The sequence below is a fragment of the Vibrio lamellibrachiae genome, from assembly GCF_050337265.1.
Classification (GTDB): Bacteria; Pseudomonadota; Gammaproteobacteria; order Enterobacterales; family Vibrionaceae; genus Vibrio; species Vibrio kyushuensis.
Genome location: NZ_JAKJSU010000009.1, coordinates 63,333 through 85,480 on the forward strand (window position 1 = coordinate 63,333; position 22,148 = coordinate 85,480).

A 22,148-nucleotide genomic window follows, 5' to 3' on the forward strand; every position below is an offset into this window, starting at 1 on the left:
TACCCATTTAGTGAACAAAGTATGATTATATTTCTCGTCAAAAATAAGGCGCTTTGATACCTTATGCACATCTTAAGCTTGTTGATCCTAGCGCTATGCCTTCCGAATACCGAATTAAAAAAATTGTAGAAATTGGCGACACATTGCACCGAAGTGGTTGTGCTCCTTATAAAGTTGAAAAATACACTCAGCATTACGCTAGAAAGCATAATGTCGACGTAATGATCCAAGCTTTACCAACAACCATCAATTATCAATTTCCTGATGACAATAACGCGGTCGTTATGAAGCGCCTTAAACCGGCATCAATCAACCTGAGCTTGTTGGCCAATACCATTATTCGGATCAACCAGCCGAGTAGCGAGCCTGTACCCGAACCAACAGGCTACCCTAAATGGGTGGTTGCGCTTGCTAATATGGGTATTCCGCCTGCCTACTTGATGCTTGTTGGCAGCACTATGGAAGCTATTGCATTTTCTGTTTTTCTTGGCTTTATGGTCTGGGTTTGTCAGTTGGTTTGTAAAGGGCGTCGCAGCATTGCTGTGGAGTTTATATCCGCGCTTATCACTGGAGTTTTGGTTGCCTTTATTGCAAGTACCGGATTACCTATCCCCGTTTGGGCACTATGCATTGCCGCCATCATATTATTTGTTCCCGGGTTATCCATTGCCAACGCTTTGGAGTGTTTAGCCTTCAATGATCTTGTTTCAGGAACGAGTCTTCTTGGGCAGAGTGCGCTCACGTTAATAAAACTATTTGTTGGCATCGTGATGGGACTCAATATTGGCGAAGCCATATGGGGGACAAGTGAAACCTTGAACTATCTAAATGATGTCCCGACTTGGATGCACATCATGGGCGTCTTTCTTCTATCAGGTTCAATTGGCATTATATTCAACGCTAGAGCGAGAGATATTTTACTTGGGCTTCCTGTCGCCGTACTCGGTATGTGGGGTCCATTCTATTTAGGTTTTGATAGTGGCTGGATCGTTGGAACGTGGGTCACAACGATGTTAATCACCCTTTATGGGACATGGGTTGCTAAAAAGATGGAACTCACTGGTGCGATATACATTCTGCAAGGGATTATCATTTTAGTTCCAGGGAGCCGAGTATTAATCAGTGCCAGCCAATCAGTATTTGAACAGTCCATTTTACCTATTCCAAGCATTGGCCTTTCTGCACTATTTATGTTTTCAGCCATTGTCGCCGGACAAATCACCGCATACTCAATTTACTCACCCAAGATTGAACACTAGATAAAGAAAGTGAAAATCACAGGTTATTAATCTATGAAAAAGCCCTATTCAAATTCTACGTTCTACGCTGCTTTTGAATAGGGCTCTTTGCCCTTATGCTTGTTATTTCGCCTAAAACTCCCTTTACCTTTTTTGGCTTGCTCAACTCTTAATTTAAAAATCTTACTCGTGACTACTGCTTTTAATGCGTTGTCTTTAATATTACCTCGCCCCGCATCCAAATCGCTTTTGGGAGACTCTAAGCAGTCAAACTGCTTATTACTTTTTTTCTGGCCCACAGGTCCATCCTCTTTTGTTAAAACACAGCGATTATCGTACAAAGTTTAATCAAACTCAATGATTATCAAATGGAAAGAACAGAACACAATTACATTAATCTCAATAACGTATATGCAAAAATGACACGACGCGCATAAAACTGCAGAAAACTTTAAAAAGATGTGTGGATTAACTCGAGTAAACGTTGACTTAGCTCTAGATTGGGCTAAAATCACCAACAGCTAGAAAGCAGTTCTTTGTCTAAATATGCGTCTCGTTGGATTACTTGTAACTTCCGTGTGGTACGCAATAGCAGTCTACTTTTCCACGCTATCCGCGCCAATTTCGGCACAATATTTTTAATTAGGATATTTATCATGTCTAACACAGTTACTGGTACAGTAAAATGGTTCAACGAAACTAAAGGCTTCGGCTTCATTCAACAAGAAAACGGTCCAGACGTATTCGCACACTTCTCTGCGATCACTGGCGACGGTTTCAAAACTCTTGTTGAAGGTCAAAAAGTTGAGTTTGTAGTTACTACAGGTCAAAAAGGCCCACAAGCTGAAAACATCAAAGTACTTTAATTTAGTACCTTTTTTCTAAAAATAGCCAGCCTCGTGCTGGCTATTTTTTTGCCTGAGATCTTGTATTACCCATGGCTCTAAAACCGACTATTTTTAAATTCCGTATCTCTTTAACGGATATGAATCGTGATTACTACGATTCGCTAAACCTTACTGTTGCTCAGCACCCTTCTGAAAATGATCAACGAATGATGGCTCGCATTTTGGCTTATTGTCTCAACGCTCATGAGTCACTGCAGTTAACAAAAGGTCTATCAACCATCGAAGAGCCTGATATCTGGTTAAAAACACTCGATGGTCAAGTTGAACTATGGATTGATATGGGTGAACCCGATCCTGAACGTATTAAAAAATCGACCCGTTTATCTAAGAAAGTCAAAGTCTACAGTTTCAACACTAAATCTAATGTTTGGTGGAACCAGAACCAAGACAAAATTGGCATGCTAGACGCTGATATCACTCGTTTTGATGCTGAAGGTGTCGAAGGGTTAACAAAGCTAATCGAGCGTGGCATGGAGCTATCTGTCATGATCACGGGCAACTCTATCTTTGTTGATAGCCAAAAAGGTTCTCAAGAAGTTGAGTTTTTTGAGCTACAAACTAAATGAAAACACTAGAGCAAGCTTGTCATCACTGTGGTCTGTCTGAGCTCGTAACTATTTCGGAACACAAGGACTTATGGAGTAAATGGCAATCTTCCCAGCAGCCACTTTTTTCAAAGGTTCTTGAGAGCAAACCGCAGACTTCAGCAACGTTACACTTGCTTGGAATGTTGACCAAAAGCCACATTGAAATTGCATCTGGTCTTACTCAATATCTTGAATCGATCAACGACATGCAAACAGCGATAGCCAAGACGGTCGGTCAAGAACATGTAAATAAATTTAAAACGAGTGATACTGACGAGCTAACCGTTATTACTCATGCTTGGCTTTATATCCAAGGTTTTCTAGGGATGGATTTCAGCTTAGCGAACGACCATGCTCACGAAACATCCAAGTTAATTAGCTCAGTGACATCTCAAGACGTACAACAGCTTCGCACTCAATACCTAGAAAGCTTCTACCTCGGCAATCAAAACCGTGCTCCCACAAGCAAAGGAAGCCTCAGCCAATGGATAAAGCGTTTATTTAGCAAGTCTCGCGACTAAATCTTGGGTTAAAAATAAGCAATCATCATCACACAAGTACCACTTTTCAATAGTCCCTTGAAAGCATAATTGACTCTAAGCAGAGCTTCTAACTTAGAAGAAGCAGTATGGATCATCTAACACTGGAATAGTGGGTGCTTTTGATGTGTGAAAGTAGGAAAGAAAGTTTCAAAATAAAGGCTCGTAACTAGTGCTCGAGCCTTTATTGGATATTGATTATCGGTTATTGGTTATTGGTTATTGGCAACTAAGCAATATGCTCATTCTATGACCGACCAAATTGAAACAACTAAGGGCGTAAATTAGTACCCAAATTGTTTTCGCTGTACTTCATTGTGACGATAGTCACGCTCCATCACATTTTCGAATTCACCACACTGAGACCAAACAACAAGTTCGTCATAGTTAGGTGCATAGTATCGGTTCATTATGTAGTAGTGTTCATTCTCATTTACCGGCATCCAATAAGTTCCATCTTCTGGATCATTCGCTGAAAACGTTATCGTGACATTCCCACTTGCATCTGGTTTGGTATTGAACGAATTAAATATGTCGTTTTGATTAGGGTACAAATTGCGAGTCATAGAGCTATATCGAGTGACAGACCAAAACTCGTCAGTTCCTGGTTCATAAGGAAGTGTCACAGTTTCAACGTTAGAGCCATTCAGTGGCACTCCGTCGCAGTTAAATGCAATGGCATCATAATAGGCGTGATGCTCAGGAAGGCCGAGATGACCAATAATCGCCATCGCTCGTGCCATTGGGTCATCCATGCCCTGACCTATATCATTGAAAATACCTACATTAGAAGCTTGGTACCCTGCTAGGAACTTTGCGGAAGTTAGCATAAACATACGTTGATGTGATTCAGCATCGAACTTACCCACCTGGCTCTTTAGCAACTCAGCATTTTCCTTATGTGGGGAATGAGTCTCAACAGTAAACTTAATAAGATCATCCGCAGCAATTAAGCTTGAGGTTGTCGATTCTAATGAAATACCATCTTGGATTGCATGTGTAATCGCATACTCAGTGATAGATGTATCCTTCACCTGAGTTCTAATGAACAAGAATGGGTAGTCACCACGCTGAGTAAGAACTTTGCCTTCTGGAAGTTCACCTTCATAACCTTGACGTACGAATACATAAGAGCCTACTGGGCGAATTTCATCATAAGTTGTGTAGTGCTCTTGGTCGACGATCTGAATCGAGTAATAATGATCAGTCTCAACGTCGCTAAAATTAACCACCACAGGGCCGTTGGTTAGATCTAATACAGAGCGTGAATAAATTTGGTCAAGCGCAGGTGTTACGACATCAGCGCCATCAACAGGTAGCTCACGCGTATGTGCCAGTACATTTGTTCCACCCGAAGCTTGGGCAAGAGAGATCAAATATTCTAAGTGATGGTACGCTTTGTAAGCATGAAGTTCAGCTTCAGTTGCAGAGACTTCGGTGCCATTTGGCAACGTTCCACTATAAACCTTCTCATCAGCGATCGCATTGAAAGACAATAATAAAGCGGCGGCGACCATTGTTTTTTTAATCATTTATTTCACCTATCAAGGTATGGTTTAAATTCTATGACTGATAAGGCGGGGCAATGGATCTTCAAAAAAGACATGCAACCCTCAGTCACTGTGTTCCAGTGCGCTCTTATGTTATTTGCAACCCTTGCCCTACTGACGCTCAACCGGCCAGTGCTTCCTTAGCTCATTGAACGGGTTAAACTTTACTCAATAATTATTTGAAGAAAAATGGCTTAATGCTAAAGTTAGCTATAAGCACAGCTAATAGATAAGGCGTCATAGTGGATCTAAATTTATTGGATACGTTCATGAAAGTGTATCTAAATGAAAGCTACTCAAAGGCGAGTGAAGAGATAGGTATTAGCCAGTCAGCAGTGAGTCAACGAATAAAAAAACTCGAAGGTGAACTAGGAAAAGGGCTGTTTGTTAAAAAGGGCAGAACCATTGAGGCGACGAGTTATGCACACCATATGGCACAGAAACTCGGTTCGTTGCGTGATTTAGTAAGAGAAGCAATCCATGATGTCCGCTACAAAGTATACATTCAAGAAGCGCTTGTTTACGGCCTCAAAAATGTAAACGCAATACTTATAGATGCCCCTAAGAGCGAAGATACCTTAATTAATGATTTACGAAGCCGTAAAGTAGACTTAGTGGTTGATTCTGTGGGTATTGTAGATGCCTGTATTATTCGAGAAGAAGTCGCGACGGAAAGAATGGTAATGATCGCATCTGGAAGCCATCCCAGAATTCAAGGGGAGATTACTCCTGCTGAATTCTATAGTGAACAGCATATTGCATTAGCGACTAGACGAAGTAATAGTGACTTATTCAACCTTATTACTGTCGATCCTCAACCAAGAGATATCGTTTACCGTACTAACAGCGTTGCTAGCTTGATGTTATATGTATCCAGTAGTGATTACTTGGGGTTTGTCCCTCAAAGTATGTCTGATTATGCCAAGTCACTTCAACTTCAAATAATAAAGCCCCCTTTTGAACTACAGCCAATTACCTTCAATTTGCTCTATCACCGCTCTTTTGAAAAGGATATCCAGCATAGGGTGTTACGAAAGCAAATAATGAAACAGTTACAAGCCAGTTTCACTTAATGTCCAAGCTCAACCTTAATCGGGCTAATGCTTATATAGTAAGCCTCACGGTTAAAGCAGACTTTATAAAAACAAAAAAGAGAAGCTCTCGCTCCTCTTTCTATCTCTTATTTATCTACAAATTTGCATGAGGACCAAACACCTCATAATGAATTCTGTCTCGCGACACATTAAGCAATTCTAACTGCTTAACGATGCTATCCATAAAACCTATTGGCCCACAAAGATAAAAATCGCCATCTGCTAACGGTAACGTAGATTCAACTGAAGACAAACTCATTGGACCATGAAAATCTGAATCCCCCTCCATGTACCAAATACTTTGCTGCCAGCCATTTACTGCGATTAATGTACTCGTTTCGTCAATAAATGAATGCTGATCTCTACTGTTGCAGGCATGTAGATAATTTACGTTATCTTTTCCTGAACCATTTAAACTTTGAAGCATGGCTTGAACAGGAGTCGCTCCTACCCCTGCAGAAATGAGCACAACAGGGCTTTGCTTTTCAACATAGAAAAAGTCACCCGCCGGCGCATATAAATTTATACTGTCACCAACCTCAACATCATCATGTAAGTGGTTAGAGACTAATCCTTTTTGATCGGTTCCCGCTCCCTCTCGCTTCACAGAGATCCGGTAGCTCACGCCATTGGATTGTTCAGAAAGTGAATACTGGCGAATTTCATTGTATTGACTAGATTCAGGCTTAACCTCAATCCCAATATATTGACCCGGTTGGTAGCTAAGCACCGCAGCTTTATCTACTGGTGTGAATACAAAACTGGTTACTAACGATGACTCTTGTTTTTTATCCGTTACAATAAACTCACGAGCAGCCTCCCAACCACCGATTGCCTGTTTTCTTTGTAAGTAAAGTTCACCTTCTCGATCGATAAATACTTGAGCCAAAAACAGATATGCAGCCGTCCATGCCTCTTCTACTTCAGTACTAAACGCATCTCCTGTTAACTCTCTTAATGTCTCAATTAAGTGATGACCTACAATTTGATAATGTTCTGCTCGAATATTGAAGCTCGTATGCTTATGAGCAATACGCTCAACGGCCGAAGTTAATGCGCCCAAATTTTCAATATTTTTTGCGTAAGCAGCAATCGCCTCGAACAGTGCAACACTTTGGCGACCCGTTTTCTGATTGGCCATATTGAAGATATCTTGAAGCTCAGGATTGATACGAAACATACGTTCATAAAAGTGTTTCGTTAGCGCTGTTCCTGCTTGTTCTAATAAAGGAATCGTACTTTTTACTGTTTTAATATGTTGTTCATTGAGCATTAAATAATCTCCCATTGGGGTTATGATTGTTGGCTTTACTTAGTAATTGGCAAGTTTCTACTCGCTCTAATTAATTCAAGTAATAGCACTATCTATGCCAACAACAATAACATAGAAATATCAGTAACTTGGCGTAATCCTCAACATTTCAACATGTCTTAATGACCTCTTTACTATGCGTCATTTAGACTTCATAATATTGGTAACACCTAATTGGGATTCATTACATGCAAGATATTTCTGTTTCAACACTCGTCGAAATGACCATTGGACTTGCAAGCGGTTTAAACGATGAAGACCGCTTTAATAAATTACTGGATGCAATTCGAAAGACTATTCAGTGTGACAGCGTCGTGCTTCTTTCCATTCAAGGGGAAACACTCACGCCTTTAGCTATGCAAGGATTAACGCGAGATACATTAGGTCGTCGCTTTATTGCGTCTGAGCATCCGAGATTTGATGAGATATGTCGAGCTAAGACGCCTGTTCGATTTGATGCGGATAGTCCTTTACCAGACCCTTTTGATGGCCTTCTACTTGATCATGATGGCGACCTGCCTATGCACTCTTGCATGGGACTTCCGCTTCTTTTTGGTGACAAGCTACTGGGTGTGCTTACTTTGGATAGTTTAAGGCCTGGTTTATTCAATGAGATCCCCGACCGAAGTTTGGAAGTGCTTTCAGCTATCGCCGCGTCCACACTAAAAATGGCAATGACGTTTTCACAACTCGAACAGCAAGCTAAACAGAGCCAGCAGCGTGTAGAAGAGTTGAATGAAGAGGCGTGGGAGCGTGATGGCGGAGAGATCATCGGCTCGAGTAAAGCCATGGTTGGCCTAAAAACTGACATCGACGTTGTTGCTCCTTCCGATTTCAACATTCTTATTCATGGTGAAACCGGAGTAGGTAAAGAGCTTGTTGCTCGGACACTGCATCACCAATCCTCTCGGAAAAAGCAACCTCTGATTTACGTTAACTGCGCGGCTATTCCTGAAAATCTAGTCGAGAGCGAACTCTTTGGTCATGTTAAAGGGGCATTCACTGGCGCGGATAAAAATCGTTTGGGTAAATTTGCACTCGCAAATGGTGGCACACTGTTTCTCGATGAAATAGGAGAGCTTCCTTTAGCGGCTCAAAGCAAGATATTGCGTGCTCTACAAAATAACGAAATACAGCCTGTCGGCCAAGATAGAGTCGAAAGCATTGATGTAAGAGTACTTGCCGCGACTAACCGTGACTTAAAAGAAGAAGTGAGCCAAGGTCGTTTTCGAGCGGATTTATATCATCGATTAACCGTTTATCCTATTTTGGTCCCACCACTGCGTGAACGAGAAGGTGATATTGCTCTTTTGGCCGGGTTCTTTCTAGAGCAAGCACGTCGTAAACTCGGTATTGTTCAGCTAAAAATGGGGCAAGAAGCACTCAGGTATATCATGCTTTATAGCTGGCCGGGGAATGTACGTGAGCTTGAACATGTCATCAACCGAGCAGCGCTAAAATCAAGAGCGAGAAACCAACACCGTTCAACGATTACTGTTACCAACGAAGATATTGGATCACTCGATAACACTCCAATTCTTGATGCTGCTCCAATGGATATTCAGTCGCAGCCCAATCAGACTGATGCAACCCTAAACCTTCGACTAGCAACTGAAACGTATCAACGCCAACTGATTACCTCTGCATTAGAGGGCGCCGAATTTAACTGGGCAAAAGCAAGTCGATACTTACAAACTGATCGTGCAAATTTAACTCGATTAGCAAAACGTCTTGGAATCACAGTGACAAAAGAGCATAAGATACATCAATAGAGTCAGCTAAATTTCAATTTCACTGCTGATCTAGCTAGTAATTTGATATATCTTCCTATTAAATTACTAGCTAGTAATTGTTAAAGTTAGCAATAGCAACCTAGATCAATGTAGAATGTTACGTTCTAATGAACAATTGCTGTTCACTATTAAATATCTCTACATATTTCAAAACTTCTATACTCGAACGGTGACTTGTATACCATGTACTCGTAGCCCATTTGCTAAAAGCTACTGATTTTCTCGAAACTATTGAGTTGCTCAAAACTACTAAAGCGCGTGTGTAATAATCCAATGACTGAAGACAAATTTACGAATATCTATCGTCTACCCCACTCGCTCCAAATTCGAATTGGGAAATGGCAACAGACCTTCAGAGGAACTTCTGATATTGTTCTTCACCAAGCATTGCAAGTTCGTAATGCTCAGTTTCGAAATCACAAGCTTTCACCAACAGGTTGGAATATTAAGCTTGTAAAAGCCGATGATATCTCTGTTACCCATCATGGTAAATATATTCAAACCGTCATGCGCTCAATGATTGATCGTAAGGTGGCATACCAACGCATCTACCTATCAACAATTCCCCTAGAGCAAGCAGAGCCTGCCTTGATTCAGTTTAAAAGGGAGTGGATACAAAAGCACAATCGAGTAGCTAAGAAGTACAATCAGATAAAATTAAAGCAGTTTATGTCATTTGCATTTGAAGAGGTAGATACGCTATACCCTTCATTGCCTAAGGGTGAATTTGATAAGCAGTTGTGGAATAGGTTAGTCACTTCCGAACTTGGCAATGCGAAGAAATTCAACAACCCATTTTTTGTTAAAAAAGCTGCTATTAAATAAACCCGGTTCTGTACTCAGATGACTAGGCGATAAACTTGACCTTTATCGGTATTTATCTAATATTGCTTGATACTGGCTAATACCATCTTCGTTGACACTCTCCTTAACATTATCAATACCTTGCTGTAGTTTTTTCACTAGAGCAGGGTCACTGTCTGTATTGAATGCATAATAGGTATACCCCTCTTTCAAGGTGTACACTGGTACAAAGATGTCACTATCAATTCCAGCTTGCGAGGCATACCAATAGGCTGTCCGCTCTGAGTAAGCGATTAAGTCGATTCTATTTTTAGTTAATAGCTCGGCCAATACGACCACATCTGAAGCCTCTAACATTGCCGCTCTCGGAACACCTAGATCGAGCAATAGCTGCTCCCCAATATCATCTTCTACTACACCTATTTTATATCTCGCCATTTCAATAGGTGACGTGATTTTGATACCGCTGCCTTTCTTCGCCATCACAACCACTTTTACCTCGGCAATGGGGCCTACCCATTGAAATAATTCTTCTCGGTGCTCAGTGCGTGTGGTCGAAAATACAACGGTATTAGGTTTTGTTAAAGCTGAACGATACGCATCAGACCACACCTGCAGCACTACATGTGCATCATCAAGGCTATCTTCGACAGACACAGAAGCGGCATATAACAGATCAACCGAATACCCCGTTAACTGTCCATTTTTCATGAAATTGGCTGGTGGGTATTCCTCCGTCAAAAATACCAAACGTCCAAGGTCATCTCCTTCCCCATGAGCTAGAGCAGCAGGTATGGAAAAAGAAAGCAACGTCACTGCCATCAGTAGAAATTTAAAGCTATACATCGTCATCTTCTATTTAAAGTTATTTACCTTTAAACGTTAGTTGACAAACAAAATGGCGTCTAGCCACAAAACTATATGCTCAACAATTTTTAAACGAGAAATGAACCTCCAATTTTAAACCAATACAATAATGTCATATTTAACATTGAGATAGCCTGAATACAAAAGTATTAAGTACTAATAATATAAGATCACATTTTCGAATAGCATTGTTTAAGAGCATTATTAAAGTTATCTATCAGCATTGGATGAGTAGAAAGTGATTTTCGAGTTAAGTAAAGATATAACGGCTTATCTTTAACTAATCGTGATTCTAACTGATCAACCATTCCTGAATTTTTTACAAGTTTATCCGTTACTAAATTATTGGCAATGAACAGGTCAATTCTACCGTTTTTCAACTGCAATAATAATTGCTCCGTGGTTTCAGGCTGGCTGTGTATTGGGTAACTGTTCTTTGCAAGCCATTTGGACATATTCGAGCCAAGAAACGCACCTATTCGTGGCATAGGTTCTAAGCTATCAATATTTTGAGGATTAGATTTTAGCCAATACCAATTCCATTTCTGCTCGGCAATAATGTCTGTTTTAACGGCATAGCCGTCTCGAAATTCGTTTTGTGAACCCGCAAAAAAACCGTCTACTTCACCACTTTGAGCTAAAAGTTGGGCTCTAGCCCAAGGCACAACTAGTATCGTTAACTCTATTTCCATGCTTTTAAATGCACAACGAATTCGATCTACGGCAATACCAGTAAAATCACTATTCGCTACTTTTTTTATATCAGCCCCAGCTGCGTAGCTACCATAGGGAGAGAGGTTATGGGTGGATAGCACAATACTTTTTGCCGAAACACTTAATGAACATGCTAACAGCAGTAAACTAAACCCTATATTCTTCATACAAAACCTCATCAAAGGTCAATGGTTATACAAAAACTATAGAGTAGAAACGAGTCACTGCTTAACGTAATTTATGTAGAAGGTAATCTTACGAATAGAGACTCTACTCGATAAAACATAAGAACTAACTAACAGAATCATCAACATTTGTTCTTAAAAATAATAACTTAGACAAATATATACAAAAATAAGCCTAATATGTATTCAGTTTTAATTCGATAGGCATATAGTTAAAACATAATAAAAAGAAATGGCTAGTACATACTATGAAATACCATCAAATGAGCGAGGAAGCTCGTTCACCACTGCTACAGCAAATAAGAAAAAATGGACAATCTATCATTCCCATAGGAATAATTTTCGTCAGTGTCTTTATCGTAGCTGCGATATTTAATTTCTACGCCACCAATAATCACGCAGTAGAACAAGGCAAAGAATCCATTGAAAAACTCGAACAATATATAGCGGTCACTGCATTAGATCTGTTACAGCTCAAGAAACAAGTTTCAACCTCTTGTGAACGACAAGATGTTCTTAAACTACGTGAACATGCTTTCTATTCAAGCATGCTAAAAGAGATTGGCCTTTATAACGACGGGATTGTTGTGTGTACCAGTAACGAAGGAAAAAACCATATCCCTCTCTCGTCTTCAACTATTAATCGGCTCAATAATTCAGCAAATAACATTACTATTTCACTTACAAAATCCAAGAGTAAACTGCAGACTTTCTTTATTTACGCCTATGATGAAAACAATAGTGGTATTAACGCATTATTATCCCCAGCCCAGTTTCTTGATCTGGTTTCTCCTACTTTAGCTGGACAAAAACTAGGTTATCAAATAACTGTGCTAAGCCAGACAATTCAAAGTACTCATGGTTCTATCGATTCTGCCCTAAATTTGTTTAGTTTTTCTTCTCACTTGTACCCACTTGCTATCACTCTGCACCTCAATCACAGTGCATATTTGTACTATTTCGTTCAACACCTATGGCAAACGCTACTTATTGCGGCTCTGCTTTCATTAATTTACTTGGCTATAAACAACTATCGCCTCACCAAAGAGTCACTTGAATACTCACTGTTGCAAGCTGTACAAGATGATGAACTTGAACTGCACCTACAACCTATTGTTGATATTGTGGAGAAGCGTATCGCAGGCAGTGAGGCTCTAATTCGTTGGCGCCACCCTATTCAGGGTATTATTCCTCCAGATATGTTTATACCCTTGGCAGAACGTATGGGTATAATCGATCAAATCACTAAGGTAATGATCAAGTCGGTGACCACATTTATTTATTCCCACCCTAGTCACCTCAATGGTCAGTACATCAGCTTAAATATCAGCCGGCAACTTGTGATTGACCCCAATTTTATTGATTATTTAATCGAGTTTTCAAAGCGCCATACTAATATCGTTCCAACACTATTGCTTGAAATCACCGAAAATAATGATTACACCAATCAGGAGCTTGAACATGCTACTGCGTCTCTAAGAGTGTTAAGTGATCTTGGTTTTAAAATTGCTGTTGACGATTTTGGCACTGGTTATTCAGGCTTGAATTTCCTTCGTCAGCACCCTTTTAATGCACTCAAAATTGATAAAGTATTTGTTAATGGTCTTCGCTCTGAAGCAACCATTACTCCCGTACTTGAATCAATGATCCACCTTGGAGAAGAACTAAATATGAAAGTGATAGCGGAGGGAGTAGAAACCCAAGCTCAAATCGAAAAGCTAAGGCAATTGGGGGTTAGGTATATTCAAGGTTATTACTTTTCTCCTCCAATGAAACCTAACGATTTTATTAAGTTCGGTTTGGCGTAATAATGTGATGACCTAATGCAAATATTCGTTTAAGTCTCTGTGCAAGCCCTGTTTACCATTGGTTGGTAAACTGAGCTTGCATCGCTCGGCTGACGGGGAGCTTTACACCACCAACATATACCATCATCTTACCGGTAAAATCTTTTTTAACTTTTTTAATAGCAGATACATTCACCACACTCGAACGATGGATCTGCCAAAACATGTTGGGATCTAGTTGACTCAATAGCTCTTTTAATGATGTACGCAGCAGGTATTCGACACTTTCCGTTGCTTCTTGCTTGTATAAAGAGACATATTTATCTTCAGCCTTAAAGTACAGCACTTCAGACAACGAAATCAGATGAATATCATCTCCTTTAGCAGCTTTAATCCACGTTAAGTAATTCGGTTTTGTTTGGTTGGTCAATTGCTGTATTTGATCGATCAATGAAGAAACATCAGGGACTGCGGTAGGTGTTTGTTCTAAAAACTGAGCCTGAATCTTATCGACGCACTGAGCTAATCTTTTCTCTGAAACTGGTTTGAGTAGGTAATCAACAGCGTTGGTTTCAAACGCTTGCACCGCATATTCATCATACGCAGTAATAAACACCACTTTTGTTTGGCTCTGACTTTTAGCCAATACTTTAGCCACGCTCATGCCATCTCGCTGAGGCATCTTAATATCCAAAAATATAATATCAGGCTGATGTTGATCAATAAGCTGTAAGGCTTGCTCACCATTCTCAGCCAGGGCAATAATCTCTAACGTCGGCCAAACTTCCGCTAAGATTTTGTTTAAATGATGCCTCAATAAGGGCTCATCATCTGCAATAATAGCCGTGATAGCAGCGCTATTTATCATTCATATTTCCCTATAAAGATTTTAAGTCCATTAACTCTATATTAAGCTTGGCAGTGACTCCACCTTCTGCATTTTCGATAATCACAAAACTGGCTCTATCTACAAACAGCGCTTGTAATCGTTGTCTAATATTCTCAAGCCCAATACCATGCCCTACATTGGCTGATTCAATCATCAAACCAATACCGCTATCTCTAACGGATATCACGACAGTACCTTGAACCTCTTCTATCTCAATAGATACGCTGCCGCCTTCGGCTTTTGGTTCAATACCATGCTGTATCGCATTCTCTACCAGTGGTTGTAACAACAAAGGTGGAAAGCCCACATCTTGGTCGAGTCGATTCTCTATCTTGTAACTCAGTCTCTCACCCAATCGAATCTGCTGAATACGTAAGTAAGCATCGATGAGGTCTAATTCACCAGAAATAGATGTATTTTCTTGGCGATTGACCTTAAGGGTTCCGCGTAGCAGATCCGTTAGCTTTTCTAGCATTAATTGGGCATCTTTTGGTTTCTGCTCAATAAGCGCGTTGATATTCGCTAACGTGTTGAATAAGAAGTGGGGTTCAATTTGACTTTGTAGCTGCTTTAACTGGCTAATTACCAGTGCTTTTTCTTGCTCTGCCTGTTTCCGTTTTGCTTTCTCTAACTCTTTTTGGGCAAGTAACTTCTGTTCATAAATATAGAAATACAGAAAGCATATCGCGGTAAATACAAACCCAAGAAAAATCACCGGCTTTAGCTTATAGAAGTTATTAAAGTTGCTGTCTTGCTCTAACCAGAAGGCAGCGTTACTTGTGCCAAGAATCATCGATGTCGACAACGAAAATACATTAACCCACCGCAAGCCTAGGTCAGGAAAGAGTCGACCTACAATAAGGGCGCTAAACACGGCGCTATAACCATAGCCAAAACTGATCAAACAGTGCTTTGTGAAGGGACCAGGCCAAATCAACGTCGTCGCAATTGCAATCACTAAGCAAAATAGGCTCGTAAAAATGATGCTTTTTATCGCACTACTCTCAGGAGCATTATTTACATGATCATTACATACAGTGACCTTCCGTATAAAATCACGTAACTTCATAATCAGAACTTCCCTTTAAGGTTTAACAGAATCATATGCTTATCAGGTAGATTTGCATACACCGAATCACTGCTACCACCCAAAAATCGAGCGGCAAGTTCAACATTGAATGATGTAGCACCTGTATCGAGCACTTGATAGTTAAACCATTGAGTCGCAATAAAACCACTGTCTTCAGGGGACAACATCACATCAAATGTTGGTTCAAAATTGTTCAGCCACAACCAATCTTTGCTCCACTCCCAATGACTCCAACTACTGGAGTTTAGAGACCAATGGAGCATGATATTGTGCTGTACAAGGTTGGCGTGGTTAAAACCCTGAGCGTAAGAGTATGCTAGTGACTCTGTTTGAACCGCTGAAGATAAATAAAGTCCTCGATCGAAAGCTTGCTGCCAATCACTGTGACTCCAGCTTCGACTGTCGTACCAATACTCCATGATCACATTGTGCCCGCTACTGTTGGCCCAGTTAACACCAACCAAAGATTGATATCCATGCCGCTGAGTATCTAAGTTGACCGCTGTTAATGCACTCCCTTGCTCATAAGCCAAATATTTACGCTGATAGAGCGCTGAAGCATGAAACTCCCATGAGTGACTGACAACGGTCACAAACGAGCCACCAATTAAACCTTGTCGAACATCATCATAATAACCAATCCCCTGCCACTCACTATCACCAAACAGTGCGTATCGACGCATACCAAAACCTTGTTGTTCCGATTGCTCCTCAAGTTCAGAGCCTTCTTGTTGAGTCCAAGATGAGTCGGAGTAAACCAAGCTCCACTCACCATCTATATCAAAGTATGAGGCCATAGCAGTGCCCGCTCCCTCCTCTACTTGGATACCAATGGGATTACGGCGATACGGTTTAAATACATCCAGAGGTCGATAACCATAACCAACTCCCCAATCTAATCGAACCTTACCGAACGTAAGATCAATAGGTAACGCTCCTACATCGATACTCGTTTGCCAGAATAGTTCTTGAACAATGCCATCAGCATCAAACGTCTGTTGATCGTCACTGTTCCAAATTGAGGTGCCTTTTAGAGCAAAAAGACCCGTCAGCTCTTTCCAGCTTGCTTGCACATCCAATAACGCATCTAGCGATTCTGTTTTTGTCGGCATCGCTTTTCCGGTTAAAGTCGTATCTCGGTGAGCGGTACTGCTAGTACTTAGCTCCCAATCCCAGTCGAGATTAAGTTCCGAGCCAACAGCACTAAAAGCGAGTACCAACCCAACAACACTGACAAACCCTTTTAGGTATTGACTAGTCCTGCCACATGATACGACTTTTCCATTCGCGTTCATTGTGTTCACCGTTATAGATCCGCTGACTTATTACGAGTTAGGTAAGCAGGGTTGTAATACTTCTCTTCTAACTCAATAGCTTCAATAGTTTTGTATTCAATGACGGTCTTTTTCGCCGGCTGAATTTGATCAAGTAAAGTCATTGCGACGACACGAAGTTGTCCGTCTCGAGTTCCTTCTTCAAACCACGCCTGTTTTGCTAGCTTGCCTGAACGTAAATAAAGATCCGCTTTGATCGGGAAGTTATTGCTTTCATCAAGCCACAAGTCGATCTTTTGATAACTCGCCCCCGATGTCACAGCTGTAAGCTTCAATCGATTAGTTTGAACCGTCTCGCCAGACTCAATCGGAACAGGCTCTTTATCTATCAACTCGCCCTGATAATCTTCACTCCAGGTAAGCGTTGAGATATCCCCAACAGAAGCTTCTCCAAGCAGTTTCTGCATTGGGGTAATTCGAATTGGGCGACGACTTTTTGGCATGAGTAACCAGTAGTTATCACCAAGCATCAGCATCTTTTGCCCAGCTTCAACCTGAGATTTAAATACCACCAAAGACTCACGATTTGGCCGAGTATAGACATGGTACTCACGAGTTTTATCAAGCTCGTGATGTTCGAACAATGATACCAGCGAAACAATTTTGGCCGAATCTTCTTCCATTCGGTATAAGTCGGCTTGTTTGATCATGTCATCAACATTATCTTGAGCCAGAGCTTGAAAGCTCGTTATTGCAAGGATTAAAGCCAAAGGAAATGAAGCGATAATCGCTTTAATTGATGCTGGTAAAGTACGATTAATATTAAACATAAACCAGTGCCTCCGTAATAGGTTTGTTGACCCCTTTTCGCGCAGAAATCCATGCAGCTACAATGCAAATAGCCATCACACCAACAGCGCAATACGCAAGAAGCTCAGCCGAGAAATAGATATTAAGTGGATAACCATCAGTTCGACCCGGAGGAGGCGGCATCTGCACATCTGCTACCATCAAAATCAAACTGGTTAATAAAGTAATAATACCCCCAATCAAAGAGCCTATCAGCGCAAGCAAGCCAGCTTCACGAATAAAGCCAGAAACGATCTCATTTGGGTAGGTTCCAAGAGCCGACAATGTGCCAATTTCCCGTGTTCTTTCAGTTACAGACATGGTCATGGTGTTAAATAAAGCAACGAACACCACCAACGCCATCACTGCGCCCATGATGCCAAAGATTCGATCATAGAGATCTTTTACACGCGTATAAAAGAATGCTCTATCTTGCCACGGAGTAACTTCTATCTCTTGTGCTAGAGCAATGCTTGCGAGCTTATCCTCCACCCATAATTGAGTTTCAGCTGTTTGTTCTGTACCGTATAAAAATACTGATAACGTACTGACTTTGTCACTCGCTAACAGATCTTGAACTGAGTTGATGTGAAGATAGAGCTGACGCTTATCAAGTTCAGGAACACCCGTTGAGTATATACCTCGTACTTTAAAGTCATACGCGTTCAAAGCACCATCGCTAGTCGTCGCAAGCAGTGTGACCCAGTCACCAATGCTGACACTAAGGTTTCGCGCCAAATCAACGGCTAGCATCACTTCAGGCTCTGTTTCGTCATAACGTGGCGATTGAATATTAGATAACGTTTTACCTTCTCGTATATCTAGAAATGGCCCTTTCATATCAAATTCACGCTCGTTCACGCCAGACCCAACAAATATAGTCGACTTAGTGCCATTAGAAACAAGTCCTGTAAACTCTATTCGAGGCTGAACGCCCCGAACACTTTGATTGGTCAATAACTGTTTTACGATGGTATCGGTGTTTGAAAGCCCATTGGCCAGTGGTGTCTCTTCGTCTTTCTCAAAAAAACCAGGCTGGCTCAACGTTAAGTGACCAGTATCTCGTGCAGTGGACTCTTTCAGTGAGTCGTAGGTATACAAACCAAAGCCGCCAGCACTAGTTAAAGCAAAAACAGCGATCGCTACAATCAATACAGACAGTAAGCTTCTTCGCCCATTACGCTTAAGGTTTAGATATGCGATACGAAATGAATGTGGTATTAGCTTGCCCATTTGATCACCTCCTGATTAATAGAGCCATCTAATAACTCGATGCTTCTGTCACAATGTGAGGCCATTCTTGGATCGTGAGTGGCGACGATAAACGTCGTACCCATCTCTTTACCCAATAGCTTCATAATATCGATAACAATACTGGCGGTATGGCTGTCTAAACTTGCCGTTGGCTCATCAGCAATCACAATTCCAGGCTTATGGACTAACGCTCGCGCTATGGCTACTCTTTGCTGCTGCCCCCCAGACAGGTTATCTGGCCGATGATTCACGAAATCAGCTAGTCCGACTCTGTCTAACATCGCGGTTGCGAGTTTTTTTTGTTCAGCAGAAGAGTGTCCATTTAGCATCAATGGATACGCCACGTTTTCCCACGCGCTCATCACAGGCACGAGATTGAATTTTTGGAAAACGAATCCTAGTTGGCTGCGACGAATTTTTGCAGCGGCCATGCGATCTTTTGGATACGCAACACCTGCAAGTGAGATATCACCAAGGTAATCCATATCTAGCATTCCCAATATATTGAGTAAGGTGCTTTTTCCTGAGCCTGATGGACCACATAAAGCAACCATCTCACCTTTCGCAATTGAACCGCTCGCATCAGTTAGCGCTTGAACACTCTGTTGCCCTAGCAGGTAACGTTTACTGATTTGATTAAATGTCAACATAGTCGCCCCCTAAGCTGCTTGATTGATCAGTGCTTCGGCTTGAAGTGTCATAGGATGTTGAGAGTTTTTAGTTTGCATCTCAGATAGCCATTGATGAGCTTGATTTACATCACCCGCTCGTAATGACGCTTTAATTGCATAGATATAAATCCAAGATGTTGCGTCATAATGTTGCTCAGAGAATGATTCGTCTGCAAGTAACTCTAAATAGATGTCATAGCCACGCTCAAAGTGATTGAACATGTCAGGCAGTGACGTAAAGGTAGAAGCGGCAATGGCTTGAGCTAAAATAGATTCTGGTAAACCTTGGCGATACTCTTGCTGATCCATCGGGTGTGCATCTAAAAGCGTCAAACCTTTTGATATTGTTGCCAAGCCTTGCTCTGTATACTTCATTTTATTCCAAGGCATAAAGGCATCACGGCCCATCAAGGTCTGTGTACTGCCTAAATAAACCATGCTCAGTGCGTCAGCACCTTCAGATTCCACTTGCTGACTCAGCTCTTCATATACAACTTCAACTTTGTCTTCATCGCCCGCTGCTGCAAGGTTGTATTGAGAGATCACAGCTTCACTTGGTGCTGCCATTACATTTGGTGCAATCATTGCTTGGCTGCTGACTAATAGTGTAATTGCAGCATACTTAGATATTGTTTTCATGGTCATGTTGGTCGTCCCTTTCACTGGTTGATGGTGAAAGATTAAAATGAACTTGAACAGTGTGCAGGCGTTTGCGACGAATGGGGAATTACGGGAGTGAATGGTAGAAAACGGGGATGAATGGTTTTGATCTTGTAAGTAATAAAAAGCCAGCACTACACTGGCTCTTTATATTATTTTGATTGGTAAACTGCTGCCTATGGCACACCGTGCCCTTTCGATGCAACCCACACGCGATACCACTGCTCACGAGTCAGTTCCATATCGAGCGCAGCCACGGCTGACTTCACTCGCTCAATTTTACCTGAACCAATGATAGCTAACGGGTTTGAAGGTAAGCGACGTACCCAAGCGTAAATCACTTGATCGATACTCTCAGCGCCAATCTCAACACGTAGTGCTTCTAGTTCTTTAATCACACGCTTTTCTTGTTCTGATTTGCCATTAAACAGCGCGCCACCAGCCAAACAAGACCACGCCATAGGACGAATACGGTTCATTTGTAGTTGATCCAGTGTACCGTCATGTGCAACTTCAAAATTAAGTGGGTTGATTTCGACTTGATTCGTCACTAGCGATTTACCCAACCTTGATTGCAGTAAATCAAACTGACGAGGAGAGAAGTTCGACACTCCAAAGTGCTTCACTTTTCCCACTTTATGCAGCTCATTAAAGACTTCAGCGACTTCATCTGCATCCATCAGTAAGTCTGGGCGATGAATCAACAGCACATCTACATGCTCTACGCCTAAGCGAGTAAGCGAGTTATTCACAGACTGGTGAATATGCGCCGCACTGGTATCGTAGTGATTAATTTTGCGTTGTGGGTCTTTCGGTGTACATAAATTAATGTCGCACTTGGTGACGATTTGAATATCGTCTCTTACTGATTTATCCAGCGCTAAACCTTCACCAAACAGTTGCTCACACGCATACCCACCGTAAATGTCGGCATGATCGACTGTCGTGATTCCTAGCTCTATATGTTGCTTTAGAAATGTCAGTCTCTGCTGAGGTGTCATGCCCCATTCGCCAAGACGCCAATAGCCTTGAACTAGCTCTGAAAACTCAGGGCCTTGCGGTGCCATTGTCACTTTGGCTGGTTTGCTTAGCTTAGCTACCATGTGCGGTTCTCCTATAATTAACTGCGCTCAGAGTATGTGTGAATGTGCTTTAGCTCAATCTCTGATAAATCATTCGCATAAAAAGGTGTTTATTTTGTGCAATAAGACACGTTTATCGAATTTAATTCGATAAAACTTAGCCACTATTGCTATCAATCAAAACAGTTTCAATGAATATCAATATTAGCTAGTTCAAAGCTAGAGCCGGTTGAGTATAGAAAGTGATTTCAATCCTTTTTTTTTGACTGCTCAAAACTGCCCAAACTTCTGGCTCTTCCACAACAGCCGCATTCACGAATTGCCAGCGCATTTCGATAGGATCAAAAATAGATCCAAGGTTTATAAACTGTACGAGGTGTTTATTTACCGTTCGAGAATCAAATTGCTGTAACTGTTCAGCGACCGAAAAATGTCGGCCACTTTTCGAGACTTTCATTAATTGAAAACCATCTTTACGCAAACTTAATTGTAGGTCGGTATAAGCACTCTGATTAAACTCTGTAATGAATTGAACTTGAGTCGCTAAGTTGTGTTGGTCTAAAAAAAATCGAACCTCAACGGGGGTTTTGTAGTACCAAACTTGCTCACTACAAAACACTTTATCATCCATTTTAATGCCACAATCATACAAATCAGCTTGATGCTTGAGCTTGTTAAGATCCCAAATGGGCTCTTGCGTCCTGAAAGGCTCTAAAAAACGCGATGCATTAGTTATTGAAGAGAGATTGTTTAAAGGGGCCGCATTGGCAACCGTATAGATTAAAGACGCTAAAACCATAACAAGAACGACTAGCGTTGAGTACAAACCTCTAATGTAAATCGCTTTACTCACTACGCTCGCTCCTACTACTTCCCACAAGATAATTGACCACTATCTTATCAAACATGCCTTTTGTGAATATCCCCCTTCATTGCATACGGTCTGCGCCCCCTAAATCCACTTTTGTGAAATGGAGCAAATATTAGGGCGTAGATGGTGA

The 22,148-nt window shown here is 41.2% G+C and carries 22 protein-coding genes; 8 read left to right on the forward strand and 14 right to left on the reverse strand.

Annotation, left to right across the window (positions count from 1 at the left end; translation table 11 throughout):
- Window positions 1-95: 95 nt before the first annotated feature.
- The gene (locus tag L4C54_RS15385) at window positions 96-1,259 is read left to right on the forward strand and encodes a threonine/serine exporter family protein (protein WP_428802905.1); all 1,164 of its coding nucleotides are present in this window, start codon (window positions 96-98) and stop codon (window positions 1,257-1,259) included.
- Window positions 1,260-1,321: 62 nt separating this feature from the next.
- Here the strand turns inward: L4C54_RS15385 and arfA are convergent, their stop codons facing one another.
- Window positions 1,322-1,537 (reverse strand): alternative ribosome rescue factor ArfA, encoded by a 216-nt coding sequence (arfA, locus tag L4C54_RS15390; protein WP_428808864.1) that lies wholly within the window; start codon window positions 1,535-1,537, stop codon window positions 1,322-1,324.
- A gap of 357 nt (window positions 1,538-1,894) precedes the next feature.
- Between arfA and L4C54_RS15395 the strand changes: the two genes are divergently transcribed.
- The 3 genes from L4C54_RS15395 to L4C54_RS15405 all read left to right on the forward strand — a co-directional run bounded on the left by L4C54_RS15395 (window position 1,895) and on the right by L4C54_RS15405 (window position 3,254).
- A complete protein-coding gene (locus L4C54_RS15395; RefSeq protein WP_017034739.1) occupies window positions 1,895-2,104 on the forward strand; it encodes a cold-shock protein in 210 nt (69 codons plus the stop codon).
- A gap of 71 nt (window positions 2,105-2,175) precedes the next feature.
- Entirely contained in the window at window positions 2,176-2,712 is a 537-nt protein-coding gene (locus L4C54_RS15400) for a YaeQ family protein (protein WP_428802907.1), read from the forward strand.
- Window positions 2,709-3,254, forward strand: a complete 546-nt coding sequence (locus L4C54_RS15405; protein WP_428802908.1) for a hypothetical protein — start codon at window positions 2,709-2,711, stop codon at window positions 3,252-3,254. The genes L4C54_RS15400 and L4C54_RS15405 overlap by 4 nt, the downstream gene beginning before the upstream one ends.
- Window positions 3,255-3,556: 302 nt before the next feature.
- Here L4C54_RS15405 and L4C54_RS15410 read toward each other — a convergent pair whose 3' ends face one another.
- Entirely contained in the window at window positions 3,557-4,804 is a 1,248-nt protein-coding gene (locus tag L4C54_RS15410; protein ID WP_428808865.1) for a DUF1254 domain-containing protein, read from the reverse strand.
- Between the two features lie 260 nt (window positions 4,805-5,064).
- Here L4C54_RS15410 and L4C54_RS15415 point away from each other — a divergent pair, with 260 nt between their 5' ends.
- Window positions 5,065-5,895 (forward strand): LysR family transcriptional regulator, encoded by an 831-nt coding sequence (locus L4C54_RS15415; RefSeq protein WP_428808866.1) that lies wholly within the window; start codon window positions 5,065-5,067, stop codon window positions 5,893-5,895.
- A gap of 115 nt (window positions 5,896-6,010) precedes the next feature.
- Here the strand turns inward: L4C54_RS15415 and hmpA are convergent, their stop codons facing one another.
- Complete coding sequence (gene hmpA, locus L4C54_RS15420; RefSeq protein ID WP_428808867.1) at window positions 6,011-7,189, reverse strand: NO-inducible flavohemoprotein; 1,179 nt, start codon at window positions 7,187-7,189, stop codon at window positions 6,011-6,013.
- Window positions 7,190-7,416: 227 nt separating this feature from the next.
- Here hmpA and norR point away from each other — a divergent pair, with 227 nt between their 5' ends.
- Both norR and L4C54_RS15430 read left to right on the forward strand, forming a co-directional pair.
- Window positions 7,417-9,000, forward strand: coding sequence for a nitric oxide reductase transcriptional regulator NorR (gene norR, locus L4C54_RS15425; RefSeq protein ID WP_428808868.1), 1,584 nt, complete (start codon window positions 7,417-7,419; stop codon window positions 8,998-9,000).
- A 294-nt stretch (window positions 9,001-9,294) separates the two neighbouring features.
- Entirely contained in the window at window positions 9,295-9,846 is a 552-nt protein-coding gene (locus L4C54_RS15430; protein WP_428808869.1) for an MSHA operon transcriptional regulator, read from the forward strand.
- A 42-nt stretch (window positions 9,847-9,888) separates the two neighbouring features.
- On the opposite strand, the gene L4C54_RS15435 is transcribed toward L4C54_RS15430, so the two are convergent.
- On the reverse strand, window positions 9,889-10,671 hold the full coding sequence (locus tag L4C54_RS15435; protein WP_428808870.1) for a substrate-binding periplasmic protein: 783 nt from the start codon (window positions 10,669-10,671) through the stop codon (window positions 9,889-9,891).
- Window positions 10,672-10,862: 191 nt separating this feature from the next.
- A complete protein-coding gene (locus L4C54_RS15440; RefSeq protein ID WP_428808871.1) occupies window positions 10,863-11,573 on the reverse strand; it encodes a substrate-binding periplasmic protein in 711 nt (236 codons plus the stop codon).
- 266 nt (window positions 11,574-11,839) lie between these two features.
- Here L4C54_RS15440 and L4C54_RS15445 point away from each other — a divergent pair, with 266 nt between their 5' ends.
- A complete protein-coding gene (locus L4C54_RS15445) occupies window positions 11,840-13,399 on the forward strand; it encodes an EAL domain-containing protein (protein ID WP_428808872.1) in 1,560 nt (519 codons plus the stop codon).
- A 52-nt stretch (window positions 13,400-13,451) separates the two neighbouring features.
- Here the strand turns inward: L4C54_RS15445 and L4C54_RS15450 are convergent, their stop codons facing one another.
- The 9 genes from L4C54_RS15450 to L4C54_RS15490 form a co-directional block, all read right to left on the reverse strand.
- Window positions 13,452-14,243, reverse strand: a complete 792-nt coding sequence (locus L4C54_RS15450) for a LytR/AlgR family response regulator transcription factor (RefSeq protein WP_428809055.1) — start codon at window positions 14,241-14,243, stop codon at window positions 13,452-13,454.
- A gap of 13 nt (window positions 14,244-14,256) precedes the next feature.
- The gene (locus tag L4C54_RS15455) at window positions 14,257-15,336 is read right to left on the reverse strand and encodes a sensor histidine kinase (RefSeq protein ID WP_428808873.1); all 1,080 of its coding nucleotides are present in this window, start codon (window positions 15,334-15,336) and stop codon (window positions 14,257-14,259) included.
- A 2-nt stretch (window positions 15,337-15,338) separates the two neighbouring features.
- The gene (locus L4C54_RS15460) at window positions 15,339-16,652 is read right to left on the reverse strand and encodes a hypothetical protein (protein WP_428802918.1); all 1,314 of its coding nucleotides are present in this window, start codon (window positions 16,650-16,652) and stop codon (window positions 15,339-15,341) included.
- Between the two features lie 11 nt (window positions 16,653-16,663).
- The gene (locus L4C54_RS15465; RefSeq protein WP_428802919.1) at window positions 16,664-17,461 is read right to left on the reverse strand and encodes an outer membrane lipoprotein-sorting protein; all 798 of its coding nucleotides are present in this window, start codon (window positions 17,459-17,461) and stop codon (window positions 16,664-16,666) included.
- On the reverse strand, window positions 17,454-18,713 hold the full coding sequence (locus L4C54_RS15470) for an ABC transporter permease (RefSeq protein ID WP_428802920.1): 1,260 nt from the start codon (window positions 18,711-18,713) through the stop codon (window positions 17,454-17,456). Before L4C54_RS15470 ends, L4C54_RS15465 begins: the two co-directional genes overlap by 8 nt.
- Window positions 18,701-19,384, reverse strand: coding sequence for an ABC transporter ATP-binding protein (locus L4C54_RS15475; protein WP_428802921.1), 684 nt, complete (start codon window positions 19,382-19,384; stop codon window positions 18,701-18,703). The genes L4C54_RS15470 and L4C54_RS15475 overlap by 13 nt, the downstream gene beginning before the upstream one ends.
- A gap of 9 nt (window positions 19,385-19,393) precedes the next feature.
- A complete protein-coding gene (locus L4C54_RS15480) occupies window positions 19,394-20,050 on the reverse strand; it encodes a hypothetical protein (RefSeq protein ID WP_428802922.1) in 657 nt (218 codons plus the stop codon).
- A 191-nt stretch (window positions 20,051-20,241) separates the two neighbouring features.
- Window positions 20,242-21,168, reverse strand: coding sequence for an aldo/keto reductase (locus L4C54_RS15485; RefSeq protein ID WP_428808874.1), 927 nt, complete (start codon window positions 21,166-21,168; stop codon window positions 20,242-20,244).
- A gap of 187 nt (window positions 21,169-21,355) precedes the next feature.
- On the reverse strand, window positions 21,356-22,000 hold the full coding sequence (locus L4C54_RS15490; RefSeq protein ID WP_428808875.1) for a hypothetical protein: 645 nt from the start codon (window positions 21,998-22,000) through the stop codon (window positions 21,356-21,358).
- Window positions 22,001-22,148: the final 148 nt, after the last annotated feature.